The sequence below is a fragment of the Streptomyces sp. NPDC037421 genome (assembly GCF_055602105.1).
On sequence record NZ_JBVJWV010000047.1, the window covers coordinates 24,430 to 43,119 of the forward strand.

Sequence of the window (18,690 nt, forward strand, 5' to 3'; positions counted from 1 at the left end):
AGGCGTCAGCCGGTGTGGGCCCAGCGGCGGCGCAGCAGCCAGATGCCGGTGCCGAGCGCGCCGGCCGCGAGGGTGCCGCCCAGGGCGATCTGGCCCGGGCTCATGGACTCGACGCTGCCGCCGAGGCCGCCGCGGGCGGCGCCGGTGCTGACCTGGAGGCTGACCGTGACGCGGCGGCCCCCGCTTCCGCCGCACTCGAAGGTGACGGGGTAGGAGCCGACGGGGGCGTCGCGGTAGACGGTGGCCGTGCCGAAGAGGTTGTTCGCGCTCCGGCTGCCCGGGGAGAGGGAGACGTCGCCGAATGCTCGGGAGGACGCCCTGGCGGTCGAGGTGCCGCAGCCGTCGACGTTGAGGCTGACGCGGCTGCCGGGGGCGACGGTGCCCGGGGAGACAGTGGCGGAAGGGGCGGCGGAGGCGAGCGTGGCGGGTGTGACGGCCGCGACGACGAGTGTCGCGGCCGCGATCCCGGTCAGGCGGCGCCGGTTGCGCGTGCGCGTGGGGGACATGGAGGGAACTCCTCGGGCTCGTCGAAACGGCGCGGCCAGGGCTGGCGGGTGACGCGGATTCGGTCGCGCCGTGTTCTGGACGCTAGAAGCCCGGGAGGGAGGCGGCGATCGCTGCCGGGTGAACGGGTGACCGGCCTGCTCCCTCCGGGGGGACCGCTCCCCGGTCCGGGTTCGGGGGCGGCGGGGGGCGTGCGTCGGCCCGGGGTGCCCGCCGGGGGCGGGCATGCGGGGCTCGAGCCGTGCCTCGGCCCCAGGGGAACGGGGAGGCGGGGGCCGGCCGCGGTCAGGCCGGGGCCGGGCCGGGGGAGGGGCGGCGGATGAGGTAGGCGGCCAGGGAGCCCGCCGCGAAGAGGGCGACCATGGAGACCGCGGTACCGAGCCAGGCCGTGCCCAGCCACTGGGTGCCGAAGTAGCCCAGCGACACGCTGTAGCTCGCCCAGCTCATGCCCGCCAGCACCGACCAGGGCAGGAACTCCGCCACCTTCCGCCGCGTCCGGCCCGCCCCCAGGGACACCACCGAGCGGCCGGCCGGGGCGAAACGGGCGATGACCACCAGCGCGCCGCCGCCCCGCACCAGGGCGGTGCCCAGGCGTTCCTGTGCCCGGGTCAGCCGGCGCGAGCGGGCGACGGCACGGTCCAGCCGGGCCCCGCCGCGCCGGGCCAGCCGGTACGCCGTCATGTCACCCAGCACCGAGGCCGTTGCGGCGATCACCAGCAGCAGCCGGATGTCCGGGACCTGCGCCGGTGAGCCCGTGGCCGCCGCCGCGGCCGCGGCGGCGCTGATCACCAGCATCCCGCTGGGCAGAACCGGCAGGAACACGTCGAGCACCACCGACACCGCCACCACGGCGTAGATCCAGGGGCTCGCGGTCAACGACCCCAGAGTCTCAAGCAAAACGGGACTCCCCAGTCCGAAGCGCCGCGTCGTCGCGGGGAGCGGCAGGGGCGGCTGACAGCCATACAGCGTACGCCCGCCGCCGGTCCGGCGGCGGCCCGGCCTACTCCGCCGCGGTGAGTTCCCGGTCCAGCACCGTCACCAGCCGGGCCCCCGGGCGGCCCGACCGGGCCTGGTCCAGCCGAAGCCGGGCGCTCCGGCCCGCCAGCGCCAGCGTCATCAGCTGGTTGCCGAACCACGGGCCACCCGTACGCCGCCAGCTCACCGGCGGCCGGCCCGTCCGGCCGTGGCGGGAGAAGCCGCGCCCCAGCCACCGGCCCAGCCGCGACCAGCCCAGCCGGAACCCCCACTTCACCGCCGTGTGGATGGAGTTGTGCACGGGGGAACAGGTCAGCTGGAACACCCGGGCGGTGCTCGGTATTCGCGGCTCGGCCACGTAGGCATGGTGCACGTCCCCGGACAGGACGCAGACCGTCGCCGGAGCCTTCGGGCCCGTGCCCACCTCCTCGATCAGGTCGCTCAGCGCGGCGAACGAGGCGGGGAACGCCGCCCAGTGCTCCAGATCGCTGCGCCGCCGCAGGTCCTCCCCGATCCGCGCCCACCGAGGCCCGCGCTCGCCCCGGCAGAGCGCGGCGTTCCACACCTCCGCGTCGTGGATCAGCGGCGGCATCAGCCACGGCAGCGAGGACCCGATCAGCAGGTGGTCGTAATCCCCGTGGCCCTCCAGCGCGTTCTCCCGGAGCCAGAGCTGCTCCGCCGGGTCGAGCATGGCCCGGCCGTCCTCGGCGAGCACCCGCGCGGCCCGGGTGTCCACCATCAGCAGCCGCGACCGGCCGAAGTCCCGCCGGTAACTCCAGCGGACCGAAGCCGGGTCGGCGTCCGCCGCGGCCGCGAAGGCGCGCAGCGCGTCGGTGCCGTCCGGGGTGGCCCGTACGGCCGCGTACAGCGCGTCCGCCGCGAGTTCGGCGGGGGAGAGGTTGCCCAGGTGCTGGTACACCCAGTACGACATCAGCCCGCTGAGCACCCGCTCCGGCCACCACGCGGTCGCCCGCATCTCCGCCAGCCAGGCCGCGCTGGTGTTCCAGTCGTCGATGACGTCGTGGTCGTCGAATATGTGCAGGCTGGGGACGGTCGACAGCAGCCAGCGGATTTCGGGGTCGAGCCAGGACTCGTAGTACAGCCGGGTGTACTCCTCGTAGTCCGCGACCTGCGCGCCCGGTGCCTCCCGCAGGTCGCGGCGGGCGGCGAGCCACTTGCGGGTCTCGCGCGAGAGGTGGTCCGCGTAGACCTGGTCGCCGAGCAGCAGCAGGAGGTCCGGCCGGAGCTCCCGGGGGTCGTGGGCCAGCCGGGCCGCGAGGGTGTCGAGGGCGTCGGCCCCGTGCGGTCCGCGCAGGCCGGCGGGCGGTGCCGCCTGCCGGCAGGAGCCGAAGGTGACGCGCAGCCCGGGCGCCGGCCGCCCGGGGCCGCCTCCGACGGCGGGTGTGGTGATCGTGCTCGGCGGGAAGCCGCCGCCGGTCGCCGGCCAGACGAGGACCCCGTCGAGCAGTACTTCGTACGCCGTGGTCGTGCCCGGGGTCAGGCCGGTGACCGGCACCAGCGCGTAGTGGTGGCCGGCGATCTGGAAGGTGCGGACGCTGCCGCCGGAGCCGTCGGCGCACCGCACCTCGGCGGTGCACGGGCGGTCCGCCTCGACCCATATCGTGGCGGAGTCGCCCGTGTCCCAGTCGACGTGGCGCAGCAGTGGTCCCAGTCGCAGCCCGGCCATCCAATTCCCCCTCCTCGGAAGCCCTTTCGATCACGGTACGGGTCGGGGCCGGGGCAGTCCTCCCCCTCGCGGGGGATAGGCAGGGTGAAAACCCCGGCTGCTTCCCCGCGTACTTCCCCGAGAAGGGTCGTGGAGGGCCGGCGGGGTCTCGGGTCAGCAGCCGTTCAGGACGTTCACCAGAGCGGTCTTCTCCCCGGAGTCCATGCTCAGGCCCCAGTACTGCTTCACCTGGACCCACATGCGGGCGTACGTGCAGCGGTACTGGGTGCGCGGCGGCAGCCACTTGCCGGGGTCGAGGTCGCCCTTGGCCTGGTTGACGTTGTCCGTGACCGCGATGAGCTGCGGCCGCGTCAGGTCGTTGGCGAACTGCTGGCGCTTCGTGGTGGTCCAGGAGTTGGCGCCCGAGCGCCAGGCCTCGGCGAGCGGGACCATGTGGTCGATGTCGATGTCGGAAGCGGCGGTCCAGGTGGCTCCGTCGTACTCCGAGTACCAGCTGCCGCTGACGGATGCGCAGGAGGAGTCGGTCACGACGTTCACGCCGTCGCGCTTGAGGACCGTCTCGCGGGTGTTGCAGGTACCGGAGACCGTGCTCCAGTGCGGGAACTGGGAGCGGCTGTAGCCGGTGAGGGAGCCCTCGGCGGCGGGGGTGACCGTGGCCAGGTAGGAGCGGGCCTCGGCGGCGGTGATGGGGGTGGGCGGGGCGGCCAGGGCGGCCGGGGCGTTCACGAGCGAGGTGAGCGAGGCGAGGGCGACGGCGGACGCGAGGATGCCCGCGCGCCCGATGCGACGCGCGTAGAGGGAGGGCGTGCGGGTGGATATGAGGGCCATGGGGGGCTCCCTGGTGCGGGGGGTGGTGGCCGTGCTGACCCCGGCGGGGCGCGGCCATGGTGGCGGCGCGAGATGTCGCGGGGACGGGCGCCAGGTGACAGATTGCCGACATGGGCACGTCACATCAAGGCAATCAATGTCCCGCATTCAAGGGGAAGTTGAGATTCCGGCCGCGGGGAGGAGGGTGGAGTGGGGCCAAGCTCACATACCGGGCACCTTCGCCCTGTCGGCGCCTTCGCGTACCCTGGGCGGAGCAGAAGGGGAGTAGCTCTTCGCCGGACCGTCGACATACTGCTGGGTCACCCAGCCGGCGCCCGGAGGCAGGCCGCGTCAGCGGTCGGCCAGCGAGACCTTCGGCCGCAGTGCCCTGTCCATGTGACGCGGCGCGCGCAACGCATGCCGATGCGTGGTGCGTGACGTGTTCACACCTCCCAGGGCGCCGCTGAGCCGAAGCGACCCCTGAATCACCCCAGGTCTCTCGGTCCGACGGCGTCCTGCCCGACCGACCGATCGAGGTCCCACCCCGTGTTCAGCTTCAGCGTCCTCGCGATCGCCTTCGGCGTCGTCTTCCTCGCCGAACTCCCCGACAAGACGGCCCTCGCCGGCCTGATGCTCGGCACCCGCTACCGCGCCTCCTACGTCTTCGCGGGCGTCGCCGCGGCCTTCGCCGTGCACGTCGCGCTCGCCATCGCCGCGGGCAGCGTGCTCACGCTCCTCCCGCACCGGCTCGTCCAAGCCGTCGTCGGCGTCCTCTTCCTCGCGGGCGCGGCCATGCTGCTCCTGAAGAAGAACGACGAGGACGAGGAGGTCAAGCCGCCCGCCGACCAGTCCTTCTGGAAGGTCTCGGGGGCCGGCTTCATGCTGATCCTCGTGGCCGAGTTCGGCGATCTGACCCAGATCATGACGGCGAACCTCGCGGCCCGGTACGACAACCCGCTCTCCGTCGGCCTCGGCGCGGTGCTGGCGCTCTGGGCGGTCGCGGGCATCGGCATCCTGGGCGGGCGCACGCTCATGAAGTACGTACCCCTGCGGCTCATCACCAAGATCGCGGCGGCCGTCATGGCCGCGCTGGCCGCGTTCTCGCTGTACGAGGCGATCGCGGGCTGATCCGGGCCGGTCCCCTCGCGGGGTGCCGGCGGGGGATGCCGGCTGATCGGCGGTCCGGCCCCGGGCCGCTTCGCCGGGCCTCCCCCGCGTGGGGGAGGCGGTCCCCCCTGGCGGGGGATGCCCGGCCCTTCGCGCCGGGGCGAGCATGGCGGTACCGCAACGCGAGAGGAAGCAGCGATGACCGCCACCGACCCCCACGCCGCCCTCGGCGTGCCCCGCCGCATCAGATGGGCGGCGTACGCGATCCCCCTGTGCGCCCTCCCCTCTGGGCTGTGGCGCATAGGGCTCGTCGCCGGCTGGCCCGACTGGTACGCCGGGCACGTCTGGCTCCCCGGGGAACGGTTGTACGTGCTCTCGCTGTCGCTCGTCGCCGAGGGCCTGGCGCTCCTCACCCTGGGGCTGGTCGAGCCCTGGGGCGAGCGGCTGCCCGGCTGGGTGCCCTTCGCCGGCGGCCGGGCCGTGCCGGTCCGCGCCGCGGTGATACCCGCCGCGGTCGGCGCCTTCCTGGCCACGGCGCTGGCCGCGTACGCCACCCTGAACTACCTGTTCGGGTTCGTGCCGCCGCTGAACGACACCGGCGAGGCCTTCCCGGCCGGCGGGCCGGGCGCGTGGGCCCTGTGGGCCTGCTACGTCCCGATCCTCGCCTGGGGGCCGCTGCTGGCGGTGGTTACCCGGGCCTACCACCTGCGCCGGAAGCGCGGCCCGGGGGCGGCGGGGGTGATGCCGGTGGCGGTGGCTTCCTAGGGGGTGCCCGCGAAGTAGCGCCGTCCGCCCGGTGCGGCGCGTGCGTGCCGGACGCCGCGAGGCAGGCGGGGCTTCGCGGATGCCCCTAGGCGGGCGGGGTGAGGGTGAGGGTGAGGGTGCCGTCGGCGGTGGGGTCGACGCGGACCGAGGTCAGGTCCGGGACGTGGGCCGTCGGGCCGTGGGCGGCGGCGCGGGGGCCTATGCCGATCACGCGCATGCCGGCCGCCAGCCCCGCCGCGATACCGGCCCCGGAGTCCTCGAACACCACGCAGTCGGCCGGGTCCACGCCCAGCTCGGCGGCGCCCTTGAGGAAGCCCTCGGGGTCGGGCTTGCTGGCCCCGACGGACTCGGCGGTGACCCGCACGTGAGGCATCGGGAGCGCGGCGGCCGTCATCCGGGCCTCGGCCAGGGCGGCGTCGGCCGACGTGACCAGGGCGTGCGGCAGGCCCGCGATCGACGCCATGAACTCCGGGGCGCCCGCGACGGGGACCACACCGTCGGTGTCGGCGGTCTCGCGGGCCAGCATCACCGCGTTCTCGGCGTGATTGAGCTCCATCGGGCGCTCGGGCAGCAGGATCGCCATCGTGGCGTACCCCTGGCGGCCGTGGACCACCTTCAGGGCCTCCTGCGGGTCCAGTCCGTGCGACAGCGCCCACTCGCGCCAGCAGCGCTCGACCACCGCGTCGGAGTTGACGATGGTCCCGTCCATGTCCAGGAGCAGTGCCCTGGCGGTGAGGACGGAGGGGGCGGTGGTCGTGATGGTGCTGGCCGGCATCGGCGGGGCTCCAGACGGGCGGCTAAAGAGAACAAGCGGTTCCGTCCACCGGTCAGGGATTGCGGACGGAACCACTTTGTTCCTTCACGATACAAAACCCGGAGGGGTAAGCGCCACCGACGGCCGAGTGACTTATCCCTCCAGGGCGCGCCGGGTCGCCGGGCCGTAGACGCCGAACTCGTCGTCGTACACCTCGTACTCCATCTGGAAGTCCGCCACCGCCCGCTCCACGCCGCGGCCGTACCGGCCGTCGAACCTGCCCCGGTACATCCCGTGCTCCGAGAGCAGCCGCTGGAGCTTCTCCACCTCGGGCCCCGAGTCACCGGGACGCAGCGTCGCCGGTTTCGCGGGCTTCGCCGGGGAGGTGGGGCTCGGAGCGCGGGTCGTCCCCGCCGACGCGGAGGGGGAGGGCGACGCCGAGCGGGACGCGCTCGGGGAGGCGGACGCGGACGCCGAGCGGGAGGCGCTCGCCGACGGGGAGGACGAGGCCGACGCGGAGGAACCGGCCGTCGGGCCGGAAGGCGCCTCCGACGGGCCGGCCGGGGCCGATTCGGCGACGGGCGACGACGGGTTGGGGTCCACCAGCGCGGTGTCGCGTTCGTCGGACCCCGTGAACATCACCAGCGCCAGCGCCACCGCACCGACCGCCACCGCCGCACCCGCCGCGGCCAGCAGCGGCAGCCGCCGGGAGCGCGGCCGCTTGGCGGGGCGGTCGTCGGGCCACTGCAGGGGGACGGCCCGCAGCTGAACCGTCTGCTCCGCCGGCGGTACGGGTACGGGCGCGGCTACGGGCATCCCGAACGCCGGGGTGCCCGGGTCCTCCGCCGACGGGCCGGCCGGGACGGGAGCCAGCATGGCGGTCGGGGCCTCGTCGCCCCCGACGCCGTGCGCGTGCGGCATCGCGTCCGGGCCCGGCGCACCGCCCCCGGCCGCACCGGAAGCGGCCCACGGAGCCCCGGCGGCCGGATCCGGAACCGGGGCCATCGGGGCGGGAGCCCCGGGTCCGTCTGCGAAGCCGTGGGCCGCGGGGCCGGGAGCACCCTGCTGGGCCGTCGGACCGTCGGCCGGTCCGCCGAAGTCACCCGGCTGCGCCGTGAACGCCCCGGGCGAGTGCACCGGGACCCCGGGAGGGGGCGTCGGGGCACCGTCGGGCGCGTGCAGGCCCGGCTGTACGGGGCCCGGCTCGGCTCCGGCCGCCCCGGGCGGGGTCGCGAGCGGTTCGGCCGGGGCCGCCGGAGCGCCGGGCGGGGGCGTCGCCGCCGCCGGAGCGGGCGGAGGGGGGAGGGTGGGGAAGGGGGTGGTGGGGTCCGAGCCCGGTTGGGCCATGGCCCCCAGGACCGGCGGGGGCGGCGGCGGGCCCTGATCGGCTTCCGGCATGGCCACGTACGGGCGAATGCGCAACGGGTTGAAGCCCACACCCCGCGCACACTCGCAGCCGACGCCCACGGCGCCGCATTCCGGACAGCGCTCTGCGCTCACTGGTACCCCTCCCCTGGACACTGCCAGCGATTATGCAGACCCCTTCGGCCCCACCCAACCCTTCCGAGAGGCCATAACCGGACACACCACTCAGGATGGAGTTGTTGATCCGGCCTGAGGAGGAGCCGATGGCTCAGGATGTGACCGCGTCGGCCGTGGACCCGAAGCCCGCCGCCGAGCACGCCTCACGCGAGGTGCTCGTCTCGATCGGGGCCCTGCTGCTGGGCCTGCTGATCTCCGCACTCGACCAGACCATCGTCTCCACCGCGCTCCCCACGATCGTCAGCGACCTCGGCGGCATGGAGCACCTGTCCTGGGTGGTCACCGCCTACATGCTGGCCTCCACCGCCGCCACGCCCCTGTGGGGCAAGCTCGGCGACCAGTACGGGCGCAAGAAGCTCTTCCAGGCCGCCATCGTCATCTTCCTGATCGGATCCGCCCTCTGCGGCCTCGCCCAGAACATGCCCCAGCTCATCGGCTACCGAGCCCTGCAAGGCCTCGGCGGCGGCGGACTGATGGTGCTGTCGATGGCGATCGTCGGCGACATCGTCCCGCCCCGCGAGCGCGGCAAGTACCAGGGACTCTTCGGCGCGGTCTTCGGCGCGACCAGTGTCCTCGGTCCCCTGCTGGGCGGCCTCTTCGTGGACCACCTCTCCTGGCGCTGGGTCTTCTACATCAACCTCCCCATCGGTCTCGTCGCGCTCGTCGTCATCGCCGCCGCCCTGCACATCCCGGCCCGCTCCTCCCGGCACACCATCGACTACCTCGGCACCTTCCTCATCGCCTCCGTCGCCACCTGCCTCGTGCTCGTCGCCTCCCTCGGCGGCACCTGGGGCTGGGGCTCGGCCCGGATCATCGGGCTGGCGGTCCTCGGCGCCGTCCTCCTCGTCGCCTTCCTCTTCGCCGAGCGGCGGGCCGCCGAGCCCGTCCTGCCGCTGGGGCTGTTCCGGATCCGCACCTTCACCCTCTGCTCGGTGATCAGCTTCGTCGTCGGCTTCGCGATGTTCGGCGCGATGGTCTACCTGCCGACCTTCCTCCAGGTCGTGCGGGGCGTCTCACCGACCATGTCGGGCGTCCACATGCTGCCGATGGTGCTCGGCCTGCTGATCGCCTCCACCGCCTCGGGGCAGATCGTCAGCCGCACCGGCCGCTGGAAGGTGTTCCCGATCGCCGGCACGGCCGTCACCGCCGTCGGCCTGCTGCTCCTGCACCAGCTGGAGCGCACCAGCTCCGACTGGGAGACGAGCGTCTACTTCTTCGTCTTCGGCGCAGGCCTCGGACTGGTCATGCAGGTGCTCGTCCTCGTCGTGCAGAACGCGGTCAGCTACGCCGACCTCGGGGTCGCCACCTCCGGCGCCACCTTCTTCCGCTCCATCGGCGCCTCCTTCGGCGTCGCCATCTTCGGCACGGTCTTCACCAACCGGCTCGGCGACAAACTGTCCGCCGCACTCGCCGGCATCCCGCTGCCGCCCGCCGCCACGCCCGCACGGCTGGAGGCCGACCCCCGGGCCATCGGCGCGCTCCCGCCCGAGCTGCGCCCCAGGGTGCTGGACGCCTACTCCTCCGCCATCACCGACGTCTTCCTCTACGCCGTGCCCGTGGTCCTGCTCGCCTTCCTCGTCTCCTGGTTCCTGAAGGAGGACAAGCTCCGCGCGTCCGTCACCGCGCCCGATGTGACGGAGACCCTCGCCTCCAACCCCGTGCACCGCTCCTCGCACGAGGAGGTGGCCCGCGCGCTGTCCGTGCTCGGCACCCGCGAAGGCCGCCGCCACGTCTACGAGAAGATCACCGCGAAGGCCGGCTACGACCTGCTGCCGGCCGCCAGCTGGATGCTGCTGCGGATCAACAAGTACGGCTCCGTCGAGCCGGCCGTGCTGGCGGAGCGCACCGCCATCCCGCTCAAGGTCGTCACGGACGCCGCACGCCAGACCGAGGAGCGCGGACTCGCCACCCGGGACGGGCTCGGGCTCGTCCTCACCGACCGGGGCAGGGAGGTGGCGGGCAGGCTGGCGCAGGCGCGGCAGGAGTCCCTGGCCGAGCTGCTCGGCGACTGGTGGGGCCCGGAGCGGCCCACCGACCTCATCAAGCTGGTCGAGGAACTCAACCGGGAGCTCTGCGGATCCGACGCCGAGGAGCCCTACGACGCGCTGCCGCGCCGGGACCACTCCGCCACCTAGGAAGCGGCCGCCGCGAGCTCCAGGCCCTTCTCGAACCAGTGCTGGGCGTACGGCCCGGAGTTGTACGCCGGTATCTCCCGGTACCCGTGGCGCGCGTACAGGGCGCGGGCCTCCACCAGGTCCGTACGGGTGTCCAGGCGCATCCGCGTGGCGCCCAGCCCGCGGGCGGCCTCCTCCAGCGCGGCCAGCAACGCCGCCCCGCCGCCGGTGCCGCGGGCGCGCCGGTCCACGTACACCCTGGTGAGCTCGGCGGTGGCCGGGTCGAGCAGGCGTATGCCGCCGCACGCCAGCGGCCGGCCGTCGAGCCGGCCGACCACGAACTGACCCGTCGGCGGTACGAGCCCGTCGGCCGGGTCGTCCAGCATCCCCTGGTCGATCTCGGCCTCGGTGACGGACCGCTCCCAGTACCGCCCGGCGACCTCCGCGTAATAGGCGCGGCGCAGCGCCGTCGCGTCCGGGGTGGCGAAGGGCTCCGCCACCACCTCCCACCTGGTCTTCCCGGGGGCGGTGGAGTCTGTCCTGATGATCGGGTTCCTGTCCATGGCGTCATTGTGCAGCGCCCTCCGGAGTCCCCGCGTGGAATATCCACAGGCGCGGGCCGATGATGAGGAAAGGCGTAAATCGCACAAACGGAGGGTGTGAACCGTCATGTCGGAGCATCCGGACTGTGCCCTGATCCGCCGCGGCTACGAGGCCTTCGGCAAGGGCGACATGGAGACCCTGGGCACGCTGATGACGGCCGACGTCATCCACCACGTGCCCGGCAACAGCGTGCTCTCGGGGCACCACAAGGGCCGGGAAGCCGTCCTCGATCTCTACCGCCGCCTCGGGGAGGAGACCAGCGGCACCTACCGGGTCCGCCTGGAGAACGTCATGGTGGACGGCCGGGGCCACGCGATGTCCGTGCACGTCGCCCAGGGCGACCGCGGCGACCGGGGCATCGAGATCCACGAAGGGCTCTTCTTCACCATTGTCGGCGGCAAGATCACCGACATCGACCAGTGCACCCAGGACATCGACGAGAACGACGCCTTCTGGGCCTGAGGCCGAGCCGGAGGGACCCGGGCGCGACACGCCCCGGGCCCCTCCGCCACGCCCCGCGCCCGCGGGGCGCCCTGCTCAGGCCTTCTTCGGCGCCGCCTGCTGGACGACCTCGAACGACCACACCTGCGACCCGGAAGCCGCCGGCTTCGGCCGCTCACCACCGGCCCCGCCCGCGCCGCCACCCTGGTGCGCCGCCTTCATCGGACCCTCCATCCACGCCTGGAAGTCCTCCTCCGACCGCCACCGGGTGTAGACGAGGTACTGGTCCGTACCCTCGATCGGCCGCAGCAGCTCGAACCACTCGAACCCGTCCGAACCCTCCACGGCGCCCGCCCGCGAGGCGAACCGCTGCTCCAGCAACTCCCGCTGCTCGTCAGGGACGGTCAGCGCATTGATCTTCACGATGCTCATGGCCGCCATCCTAGGGATCCCGCCCGGGATATCGTCGTCCAGGTAATGGAACGGGGCACGACGCGCGGCAGCCAGGCGAAGTGACAGTGGCGGTCGACAGGGCGGAGGGCGGCGGGGCGTGGCTGATGCGGTGGAGCGCGGCGGTGCCGGTGGACATGCCGGGGTCATAGGCGGTGGCGGCAGGCTCGGGGCGGTACGGATCCTGCTGTGGGCGCTCGCCGCGCTCCTCGGCGTCAGACAGGCCGCCGCGGTGCTGCGCGTGCCGCCCGGCGAGTGGCTCAGCGGCCTCGACCTCCCCGGCAGCCTGCCCGGACCGCTCTACGGCGCCGGGCAGTTCACCGGAACCCCCTTCGCCGGGCTCGTCCTCAAGCCGCTGGCCGGCCTCGCCGCCCCCTCCCTGGAGGTGGCCTGGACCTGCGTGACGCTGCTCCTCGTCGCCGGCACCGGCCTCGTCGCCGCGCGGGCGCTCCCCGACCCCGTGCCCCGCCGCACCGCGCTGCTCGCCGCGCCCGGGCTGGTCGCGCTGATGATGGTCTCCCTCCCCGTCCGCGAGGCCGCCTCCCCCGGGCAGACCGCCGTCCTGCCCGTACTGCTGGTGCTCCTCGCCGTGTTCCGGGTCCCCGGCGGACGGCCCGCCGGCTTCCTCGTCGGCCTCGCCGCCGCCCTCCAGCCGGCGCTGCTCCTCTTCGCGCCGCTGCTGTGGCTCACCGGGCGCCGCCCGGCAGCCCGGGCCGCCGCCGTGACCTTCGCCGGCGCCACCGCGCTGTCCTGGGCCTCGCTGCCGCGCGACTCGTGGACGTACTGGGTCGAGTACCTCGCCGGCACCGGCCTCGGCGGCGCCCCCGAGGCCCTCGCCAACCAGTCCCTGCACGGCGCCCTCCTGCGCCTCGGCCTCAGCGGCCCCGGCGAGATCGCGCTCGCCCTCGCGCTGGCCGCCGCCGTCGCCTGGACCGGCCTGCGCCGCGCGGTCCGCTACGCCCGCGACGGCCAGCTGCTGCTCGCCGTCGCCGTCACCGGCTGCGTCGCCGTCGCCGTGTCCCCGGCCGGCTGGCGCCACCAACTGCTGTGGGTGCTGCTCGCGGTGGCCGGCAAGGTGGGCCGGCGCGCCGCCGACCGCCGGGTGTGGCCCGTCGCCGTCGTGCTGGCCGTGAGCCTGCCGAGCGCCGTACTGCTGCCCAACCTGGCCGCGCTGGCCCCCGTACGCGACAACGTGCTGCTCCTCGCGGCCCTCGCGGCGGCCTGCGCCGTGCCGTTCCTGCCGCGCTCCTCCCCGTACTGGCGCGAGCCCGTGCCCACCGCCTACGCGGAGCCCGCCGACGCCCGCTGGTCCCGCGTCCCGCTGCTGCCGTTCTGGCGGCGCGTGAGCTCGCGCCCCAACCTCCTGCTGGAACTGCTGCTGATACGGGTCGGCTACTCGATCTACTCGCACATCCGCGCCGCGGCCCCCACGAGCCGCTCCCTCGCCGAGGGCAACGGCGGCCAGATCCTCGGGATCGAGCGGGCGCTCGGCATCGACATCGAACACGCCGTCAACCAGGCCGTGGTGAACACGCCCTGGCTGGAGGCCTTCTTCAACTTCTACTACACGTCCTTCCACTTCGTGGTCCCGCTCGGCATCCTCGCCGTCCTGTACTGGCGCCGCCCCGGCGACTACCGCTGGGCGCGCGCCTCCCTGGGGCTCGCCACCGTCCTGGCACTGGCGGGCTTCTGGCTGTACCCGCTCGCGCCGCCGCGCCTCATGCCGGGCCTCGGCTTCGTCGACACCGTGCACGGGGTCCAGGACCTGGCCAACCCCTCGTACGGGGCGATGACCGCGATCTCCAACCAGTACGCCGCGATGCCCTCGCTGCACTTCGGCTGGTCCCTGTGGTGCGGGGTCGTGATCGTGCTCCTCGCGCCCCGGCGGTGGCAGAAGCTGCTCGGCGTCCTCCACCCGCTGGTCACGGTGTGCGCGATCGTCGCCACCGCCAACCACTGGGTGCTCGACGCGGTCGGCGGCGCGGCCGTCGTCGCCGCCGGCTTCGGGCTGGTCCACGCGCTGTCCGGGCCGCGCGGGCTGAAGGCGGCCCTCCCCGGACAGCGCCGCCCCGCCGCGGACGCCGCGGATCCGGTACGCACCCCCGCGCGCTCGGGACGGCCCTGAGGGCTGTCCCGTAGGCCCCGGTGGATCAGCGCACGGCGTCGGGACGGTCCTCGGCGAAGGCCGTACGCGGCGAAGGCCCTACGCACGTCGGCGCAGCAGCGCGCGCAGCGGGCCGGGGTTCTCGTACCCGACCCGGCGGGCGATGGCGGCGAGCGGCAGCGAGGTGGTGCGCCGCAGGTGTTCGGCCTGCTCGACCCGCAGGTCCTGGACCAGGCGGACGGGGGTGCGGCCCAGGGTACGGGCCATGGTGCGCTGGAGGGTGCGCTCGCTGACGCCGAGGTCGCGGGCCGCTTCGGCGATGGACAGCGGCTCCCCGATGCGGGCGCGCACCCAGCGCTCGAAGGCGGCGACCAGCGGCTCGTGCCGGGCCATGGCGCTGGGGATCATGTACGCGGCCTGCGAGGCCCGGTCGTCGACCACCAGGTAGTGCCGCACCAGGTCAGCCAGGGCCGGGCTGCGCGCGGCGACGACGGCGAGCGCCAGGTCGAGGTGGCTGAACGCGGCGCCGGCCGTGGTGACCCCGTCCGAGGTCGTCACCATCCGCGTTTCCTCCAGCGTCACCCGCCGGTACCGCTCGCGGAACACCGGCGCGAGCCACCAGCTCGTCGTGGCCCGCAGCCCGTCCAGTACACCCGACTCGGCGAGCAGGAAGGTGCCGGTGCAGGAGGAGGCGAGCGGGGTGCGCCGCTCGCGGGCCTCCGCCAGCATCCGGCGGGCCGTGCGCTGCCCGGGCGCGGCCACGGCCTCCAGCAGCGCGGAGGGGCGGCGCTCCATCAGGGCGGGCAGGACGAGCAGCCCGGCGTCCTCCGCCTCGCGGGCGGGCTCGGTGTCGATGCGGTGGCCCAGCCCGCTGCGGACGCGCCGGCGCACGCCGACCGTGCGGATGTCGAAGGCGGGCGGGGCGGCTCCGGGGAGCTCCCGTCGCAGGGCGTTGGCGGTGTGCAGCACGTCCAGGACGGCCGAGATCCCGGAGTCGAAGACCCCGTCGAGGGCCAGTACGGCGACTTTCACCGGCCCAGGGTAGCGCCGGGGTCCGGGGCCGCCCGGCCTGTCGGAATCGATCCGTAAGCCGCCGGATCCGACACTCCCGGGTGCGCGGCGCCCCGCCTAGGGTCGATGGCATGACCACGCATCGCACCACCGCCCCCGAGGGCCTGCGCAGCCGTACCCACACCTGGGAGCCGAGGCCCGGGGCCACCCCGGAGATCCTGGGCATGAGCGGCCTGGAGATCCTCCGGGCGGCGCTGGAGGGGGCCCTTCCGGCCGCCTCGATCATGAGCACCCTGGGTTTCCGGCTCACCGCGGTCGAGGAGGGCTCCGTCGTCTTCGAGGGGGACCCCGGCGACCACCTGCTCAACCCGATGGGCACGGTCCACGGCGGCTTCCTCGCCACCCTGCTGGACTCCGCGCTCGGCTCGGCCGTGATGACCCGGCTCCCGGCGGGCACCGCGTACACCACCGTCCAGCTGGGGGTCCACATGATCCGCCCGGTCCTGGCGGACACCCCCGCCCTGCGCTGCGAGGGCACGGCCCTGCACGTCGGCCGTACCACCGCCACCGCCGAGGCCCGGGTCGTCGGCACGCACGACGGCAGGCTCTACGCCCACGGGACGACGACCTGCGCGGTCCTGCGGCCCGCCTGACGGAGGGACGGCCTGGCGGAGGGACGGCCTGGCGGAGGGACGGCCTGGCGGAGGGACGGCCTGGCGGAGGGATGCCCTGACGGGGAGACGGCCCGGCGGAGCAATGGCCGAAGGAACGCCGGGGCATGGTGTCCCCGGCGCCCCTCCGGTGGATCGTCGCGTCCTGTCAGGATCGGCCAGGTCCCGGGATCCCGCCACTCGGGCGGTCGCCGCACCGGCGGACGGCAGGGGCCGGGGCGTGGGTGTGCGGCCCCTGCCGTCCTGGTTCACGGGCCGGCTCGCACCGGCCCGCAGTCCTGTGGGTCCGTCAGCCCGCGCTGACCCGGAGCTCCTTGATGCCGTTGAGCCAGGCCGCGCGGAGCCGCCGCGGGCCGTCCGAGGCGGGGCGCAGGCCGGGCAGGGCGTCGGCCAGGGCGTTGAAGATGAGGTCGATCTCCAGGATCGCCAGGGACTTGCCGAGGCAGAAGTGCGGGCCCCCGCCGCCGAAGCCGAGGTGCGGGTTCGGGTCGCGGGTGATGTCGAAGACGTCCGGGTTCTCGAAGACCTCGGGGTCGTGGTTGGCGGAGGAGTAGAACAGCCCCACCCGGTCACCGGCCTTGATCTTCTGGCCGCCCAGCTCGGTGTCCCGGGTGGCGGTGCGCTGGAAGGACACCACGGGCGTGGCCCAGCGGACGATCTCCTCCGCGGCGGTCGACGGCCGGGTCGCCTTGTAGAGCTCCCACTGTTCGGGGTGGGTGAGGAAGGCGTGCATGCCGTGGCTGATGGCGTTGCGGGTGGTCTCGTTGCCCGCGACCGCCAGCAGCAGGACGAAGAGGCCGAACTCGTCGGAGCGCAGGTTGCCCTCGCCCTCCGCCGCCACCAGCTGCGTGACGATGTCCTTGGCCGGGCACTCCTTGCGCTCGGCGGCGAGGTTCATCGCGTAGCCGATGAGTTCCACGGCCGCGTTGGAGCCGACCTCCTCGGTGATCGCGTACTCCGGGTCGTCGTACGCGATCATCTTGTTCGACCAGTCGAAGATCCGGGAGCGGTCCTCCTGCGGTACGCCGATCAGTTCGGCGATCGCCTGGAGCGGGAGTTCGCACGCGACCTGCGTGACGAAGTCGAACGAGCCGTCCGCCGAGGCCTCCCGGGCCTCCTCCACGATCTTCCGGGCCCGGTCGCGCAGTGCCTGCTCCAGGCCGCGGATGGCGCGCGGGGTGAAGCCCCGCTGCACGATCTGGCGTACGCGGGTGTGCTCCGGCGGATCCATGTTCAGCATGATCAGGCGCTGGGCATCTATCTGTTCGCGCTGGATGTGCTCGTTGAACCGGATGATCGCCGTGTTGGTGGTGGAGGAGAAGAGCTCCGGGTGCGTGGAGACGTACTTGACGTCCGCGTGCCGGGTGACGGCCCAGTAGCCCTCGTCGTCGAATCCGGTGACGCCCCGCCGCTGCGGGCACCACCACACGGGCGCGGTCTGCCGCAGCTGAGCGAACTCCGGGAAGGGGACGCGGTCCTGGAGGATGTCGGGGTCGGTGGCGTCGAAGCCTTCGGGCAGCGCGGGACAGGGCATCGGGCGACTCCAAGGTCTGACGAAGGTCTGACGGCCCATCAGATGTTGGCTTGAAGGTAGTAACGAGTTCTAGAAGTCACAAGAGCTTCCGCGCCAACTGTTGCGTGTGGAATCCGTGTAAGCCGCGTGCAAGACCCTTGCGTGCCGGGCGTCGAGGTCATAAGACTGCGGGGGAGAAGTAGAACGCGTACTAGTTCGCGCGGGGCAGTCGCCGGACGGCCCGCCACGCCGGCGCTGTGCAGAGTGTGCAGGAGAGGACGAGCTCATGGCCGCGGAACCCGTCATCGTCGAAGCCGTACGCACCCCCATCGGGAAACGCGGGGGAGCCCTGGCCAACCTCCATCCCGCCTACCTGCTCGGCGAGACCTACCGCGAGCTCCTGGCCCGTACCGGAATCCAGCCCGACTGCGTCGAGCAGATCGTCGGCGGCACCGTCACCCACGCCGGCGAGCAGTCCATGAACCCCGCCCGCAACGCCTGGCTCGCCATGGGCCTCCCGTACGAGACCGCCGCGACCACCGTCGACTGCCAGTGCGGCAGCTCCCAGCAGGCCAACCACATGGTCGCCAACATGATCTCCGGCGGGGTCGTCGACATCGGCATCGCCTGCGGGGTCGAGGCCATGAGCCGGGTCCCGCTCGGCTCCGGCTCCAAGCACGGGCCGGGCAAGCCCTTCCCGGACGAGTGGAACGTCGACCTCCCCAACCAGTTCGAGGCCGCCGAGCGGATCGCCCGCCACCGTGGCCTGACCCGCGAGGACGTCGACCGGCTCGGCGTGCTCTCGCAGGAGCGGGCGGCCACCGCCTGGGCCGAGGAGCGCTTCAAGCGCGAGACCTTCGCCGTCCAGGTGCCGACGACGGAGGAGGAGCAGGCCGCCGGCCAGGGCATGTGGCGGCTGGTCGACCGGGACGAGGGGCTGCGCGACACCAGCATGGAGGGCCTGGCCCGGCTCAAGCCGGTCATGCCGACGGCCGTGCACACCGCCGGGAACTCCTCCCAGATATCCGATGGCGCCGCCGCCGTGATGTGGGCCTCCCGCAAGATGGCCCGCGCGCTCAAGCTCAAGCCGCGCGCCCGGATCGTCGCGCAGGCGCTGGTCGGCTCCGACCCGCACTTCCACCTGGACGGCCCGATCGACGCGACCCGGGCCGTCCTGGGCAAGGCGGGGATGTCCCTCAAGGACATCGACCTCGTCGAGATCAACGAGGCCTTCGCGTCCGTCGTCCTCAGCTGGGCCCAGGTCTTCGGCCAGGACCTGGAGAAGGTCAACGTGAACGGCGGTGGCATCGCCCTCGGTCACCCCGTCGGCGCCACCGGCGCCCGGCTGATCACCACCGCGCTGCACGAGCTGGAGCGGCGCGACAAGGAATTCGCGCTGATCACCATGTGCGCGGGCGGCGCGCTGGCGACCGGCACGATCATCCAGCGCCTGTAGCGGCGCTGCTCGGAACCCCGTGGGATGGGATGCGGAAGGCCCCGGTGGCCGGACCTGGGGAGGCCGGCCACCGGGGCCTTCGTATGTCCTGCTGCCGCTGGTCTAGTACCAGTGGTTGGCCTGCCAGAAGTTCCAGGCCTCGACCGGGCTGCCGTAACGCTCGTTCATGTAGTCCAGGCCCCACTT

The 18,690-nt window shown here is 73.6% G+C and carries 18 protein-coding genes; 7 read left to right on the top strand and 11 right to left on the bottom strand.

Annotation, left to right across the window (positions count from 1 at the left end):
* Positions 1 to 5: 5 nt before the first annotated feature.
* From ACZ7IF_RS36205 to ACZ7IF_RS36220, 4 genes are all read right to left on the bottom strand, one after another.
* Positions 6 to 506 carry a hypothetical protein gene (locus ACZ7IF_RS36205; protein ID WP_470980745.1) on the bottom strand — a complete coding sequence of 167 codons (501 nt, stop codon included), beginning with the start codon at positions 504 to 506 and terminating at the stop codon, positions 6 to 8.
* A gap of 283 nt (positions 507 to 789) precedes the next feature.
* A complete protein-coding gene (locus tag ACZ7IF_RS36210; protein ID WP_470980747.1) occupies positions 790 to 1,401 on the bottom strand; it encodes a DedA family protein in 612 nt (203 codons plus the stop codon).
* Positions 1,402 to 1,504: 103 nt separating this feature from the next.
* Positions 1,505 to 3,166 carry an alkaline phosphatase D family protein gene (locus ACZ7IF_RS36215; RefSeq protein ID WP_470980749.1) on the bottom strand — a complete coding sequence of 554 codons (1,662 nt, stop codon included), beginning with the start codon at positions 3,164 to 3,166 and terminating at the stop codon, positions 1,505 to 1,507.
* A 153-nt stretch (positions 3,167 to 3,319) separates the two neighbouring features.
* On the bottom strand, positions 3,320 to 3,994 hold the full coding sequence (locus ACZ7IF_RS36220) for an HNH endonuclease family protein (RefSeq protein ID WP_470980751.1): 675 nt from the start codon (positions 3,992 to 3,994) through the stop codon (positions 3,320 to 3,322).
* 525 nt (positions 3,995 to 4,519) lie between these two features.
* On the opposite strand from ACZ7IF_RS36220, the gene ACZ7IF_RS36225 reads away from it, so the two are divergent.
* Both ACZ7IF_RS36225 and ACZ7IF_RS36230 read left to right on the top strand, forming a co-directional pair.
* Positions 4,520 to 5,101, top strand: coding sequence for a TMEM165/GDT1 family protein (locus tag ACZ7IF_RS36225; protein ID WP_362469059.1), 582 nt, complete (start codon positions 4,520 to 4,522; stop codon positions 5,099 to 5,101).
* Between the two features lie 177 nt (positions 5,102 to 5,278).
* Positions 5,279 to 5,845 carry a hypothetical protein gene (locus ACZ7IF_RS36230; RefSeq protein ID WP_470980754.1) on the top strand — a complete coding sequence of 189 codons (567 nt, stop codon included), beginning with the start codon at positions 5,279 to 5,281 and terminating at the stop codon, positions 5,843 to 5,845.
* 85 nt (positions 5,846 to 5,930) lie between these two features.
* Here ACZ7IF_RS36230 and ACZ7IF_RS36235 read toward each other — a convergent pair whose 3' ends face one another.
* Positions 5,931 to 6,620 carry an HAD-IA family hydrolase gene (locus ACZ7IF_RS36235; RefSeq protein WP_470980756.1) on the bottom strand — a complete coding sequence of 230 codons (690 nt, stop codon included), beginning with the start codon at positions 6,618 to 6,620 and terminating at the stop codon, positions 5,931 to 5,933.
* Positions 6,621 to 6,752: 132 nt separating this feature from the next.
* Positions 6,753 to 7,946 (bottom strand): peptidoglycan-binding domain-containing protein, encoded by a 1,194-nt coding sequence (locus ACZ7IF_RS36240; RefSeq protein WP_470980758.1) that lies wholly within the window; start codon positions 7,944 to 7,946, stop codon positions 6,753 to 6,755.
* Between the two features lie 281 nt (positions 7,947 to 8,227).
* Here ACZ7IF_RS36240 and ACZ7IF_RS36245 point away from each other — a divergent pair, with 281 nt between their 5' ends.
* Positions 8,228 to 10,276: an MDR family MFS transporter gene (locus tag ACZ7IF_RS36245; protein WP_470980761.1), complete on the top strand. Its 2,049-nt coding sequence runs from the start codon at positions 8,228 to 8,230 to the stop codon at positions 10,274 to 10,276.
* Here the strand turns inward: ACZ7IF_RS36245 and ACZ7IF_RS36250 are convergent.
* On the bottom strand, positions 10,273 to 10,818 hold the full coding sequence (locus tag ACZ7IF_RS36250; RefSeq protein WP_470980764.1) for a GNAT family N-acetyltransferase: 546 nt from the start codon (positions 10,816 to 10,818) through the stop codon (positions 10,273 to 10,275). The genes ACZ7IF_RS36245 and ACZ7IF_RS36250 overlap by 4 nt on opposite strands.
* Before the next feature lie 106 nt (positions 10,819 to 10,924).
* Between ACZ7IF_RS36250 and ACZ7IF_RS36255 the strand changes: the two genes are divergently transcribed.
* Positions 10,925 to 11,320, top strand: coding sequence for a nuclear transport factor 2 family protein (locus ACZ7IF_RS36255; RefSeq protein ID WP_470980766.1), 396 nt, complete (start codon positions 10,925 to 10,927; stop codon positions 11,318 to 11,320).
* A gap of 75 nt (positions 11,321 to 11,395) precedes the next feature.
* Here the strand turns inward: ACZ7IF_RS36255 and ACZ7IF_RS36260 are convergent, their stop codons facing one another.
* Positions 11,396 to 11,731, bottom strand: coding sequence for an antibiotic biosynthesis monooxygenase family protein (locus ACZ7IF_RS36260; RefSeq protein WP_388936087.1), 336 nt, complete (start codon positions 11,729 to 11,731; stop codon positions 11,396 to 11,398).
* A gap of 118 nt (positions 11,732 to 11,849) precedes the next feature.
* On the opposite strand from ACZ7IF_RS36260, the gene ACZ7IF_RS36265 reads away from it, so the two are divergent.
* Positions 11,850 to 13,874: a bifunctional glycosyltransferase 87/phosphatase PAP2 family protein gene (locus ACZ7IF_RS36265; protein ID WP_470980769.1), complete on the top strand. Its 2,025-nt coding sequence runs from the start codon at positions 11,850 to 11,852 to the stop codon at positions 13,872 to 13,874.
* A gap of 78 nt (positions 13,875 to 13,952) precedes the next feature.
* On the opposite strand, the gene ACZ7IF_RS36270 is transcribed toward ACZ7IF_RS36265, so the two are convergent.
* Positions 13,953 to 14,885 carry a GlxA family transcriptional regulator gene (locus ACZ7IF_RS36270; RefSeq protein WP_470980772.1) on the bottom strand — a complete coding sequence of 311 codons (933 nt, stop codon included), beginning with the start codon at positions 14,883 to 14,885 and terminating at the stop codon, positions 13,953 to 13,955.
* Between the two features lie 110 nt (positions 14,886 to 14,995).
* Between ACZ7IF_RS36270 and ACZ7IF_RS36275 the strand changes: the two genes are divergently transcribed.
* On the top strand, positions 14,996 to 15,517 hold the full coding sequence (locus ACZ7IF_RS36275) for a PaaI family thioesterase (protein WP_470980775.1): 522 nt from the start codon (positions 14,996 to 14,998) through the stop codon (positions 15,515 to 15,517).
* A 307-nt stretch (positions 15,518 to 15,824) separates the two neighbouring features.
* Here the strand turns inward: ACZ7IF_RS36275 and ACZ7IF_RS36280 are convergent, their stop codons facing one another.
* The gene (locus tag ACZ7IF_RS36280; protein WP_470980778.1) at positions 15,825 to 17,069 is read right to left on the bottom strand and encodes a cytochrome P450; all 1,245 of its coding nucleotides are present in this window, start codon (positions 17,067 to 17,069) and stop codon (positions 15,825 to 15,827) included.
* Between the two features lie 265 nt (positions 17,070 to 17,334).
* Between ACZ7IF_RS36280 and ACZ7IF_RS36285 the strand changes: the two genes are divergently transcribed.
* Positions 17,335 to 18,504, top strand: a complete 1,170-nt coding sequence (locus ACZ7IF_RS36285) for a steroid 3-ketoacyl-CoA thiolase (RefSeq protein WP_007263861.1) — start codon at positions 17,335 to 17,337, stop codon at positions 18,502 to 18,504.
* 102 nt (positions 18,505 to 18,606) lie between these two features.
* Here ACZ7IF_RS36285 and ACZ7IF_RS36290 read toward each other — a convergent pair.
* A partial coding sequence (locus tag ACZ7IF_RS36290; protein ID WP_470980786.1) for an aggregation-promoting factor C-terminal-like domain-containing protein occupies positions 18,607 to 18,690 on the bottom strand: 84 nt, incomplete at its 5' end.

Bases quoted from the DNA above. Each gene is read 5' to 3' on its own strand.
- ACZ7IF_RS36235 (WP_470980756.1), bottom strand. From the start codon at position 6,620: ATGCCGGCCAGCACCATCACGACCACCGCCCCCTCCGTCCTCACCGCC.
- ACZ7IF_RS36275 (WP_470980775.1), top strand. From the start codon at position 14,996: ATGACCACGCATCGCACCACCGCCCCCGAGGGCCTGCGCAGCCGTACC.
- ACZ7IF_RS36255 (WP_470980766.1), top strand. From the start codon at position 10,925: ATGTCGGAGCATCCGGACTGTGCCCTGATCCGCCGCGGCTACGAGGCC.
- ACZ7IF_RS36205 (WP_470980745.1), bottom strand. From the start codon at position 506: ATGTCCCCCACGCGCACGCGCAACCGGCGCCGCCTGACCGGGATCGCG.
- ACZ7IF_RS36220 (WP_470980751.1), bottom strand. From the start codon at position 3,994: ATGGCCCTCATATCCACCCGCACGCCCTCCCTCTACGCGCGTCGCATC.
- ACZ7IF_RS36285 (WP_007263861.1), top strand. From the start codon at position 17,335: ATGGCCGCGGAACCCGTCATCGTCGAAGCCGTACGCACCCCCATCGGG.
- ACZ7IF_RS36230 (WP_470980754.1), top strand. From the start codon at position 5,279: ATGACCGCCACCGACCCCCACGCCGCCCTCGGCGTGCCCCGCCGCATC.
- ACZ7IF_RS36280 (WP_470980778.1), bottom strand. From the start codon at position 17,069: ATGCCCTGTCCCGCGCTGCCCGAAGGCTTCGACGCCACCGACCCCGAC.
- ACZ7IF_RS36250 (WP_470980764.1), bottom strand. From the start codon at position 10,818: ATGGACAGGAACCCGATCATCAGGACAGACTCCACCGCCCCCGGGAAG.
- ACZ7IF_RS36240 (WP_470980758.1), bottom strand. From the start codon at position 7,946: ATGGCCCAACCGGGCTCGGACCCCACCACCCCCTTCCCCACCCTCCCC.
- ACZ7IF_RS36245 (WP_470980761.1), top strand. From the start codon at position 8,228: ATGGCTCAGGATGTGACCGCGTCGGCCGTGGACCCGAAGCCCGCCGCC.
- ACZ7IF_RS36215 (WP_470980749.1), bottom strand. From the start codon at position 3,166: ATGGCCGGGCTGCGACTGGGACCACTGCTGCGCCACGTCGACTGGGAC.
- ACZ7IF_RS36260 (WP_388936087.1), bottom strand. From the start codon at position 11,731: ATGAGCATCGTGAAGATCAATGCGCTGACCGTCCCTGACGAGCAGCGG.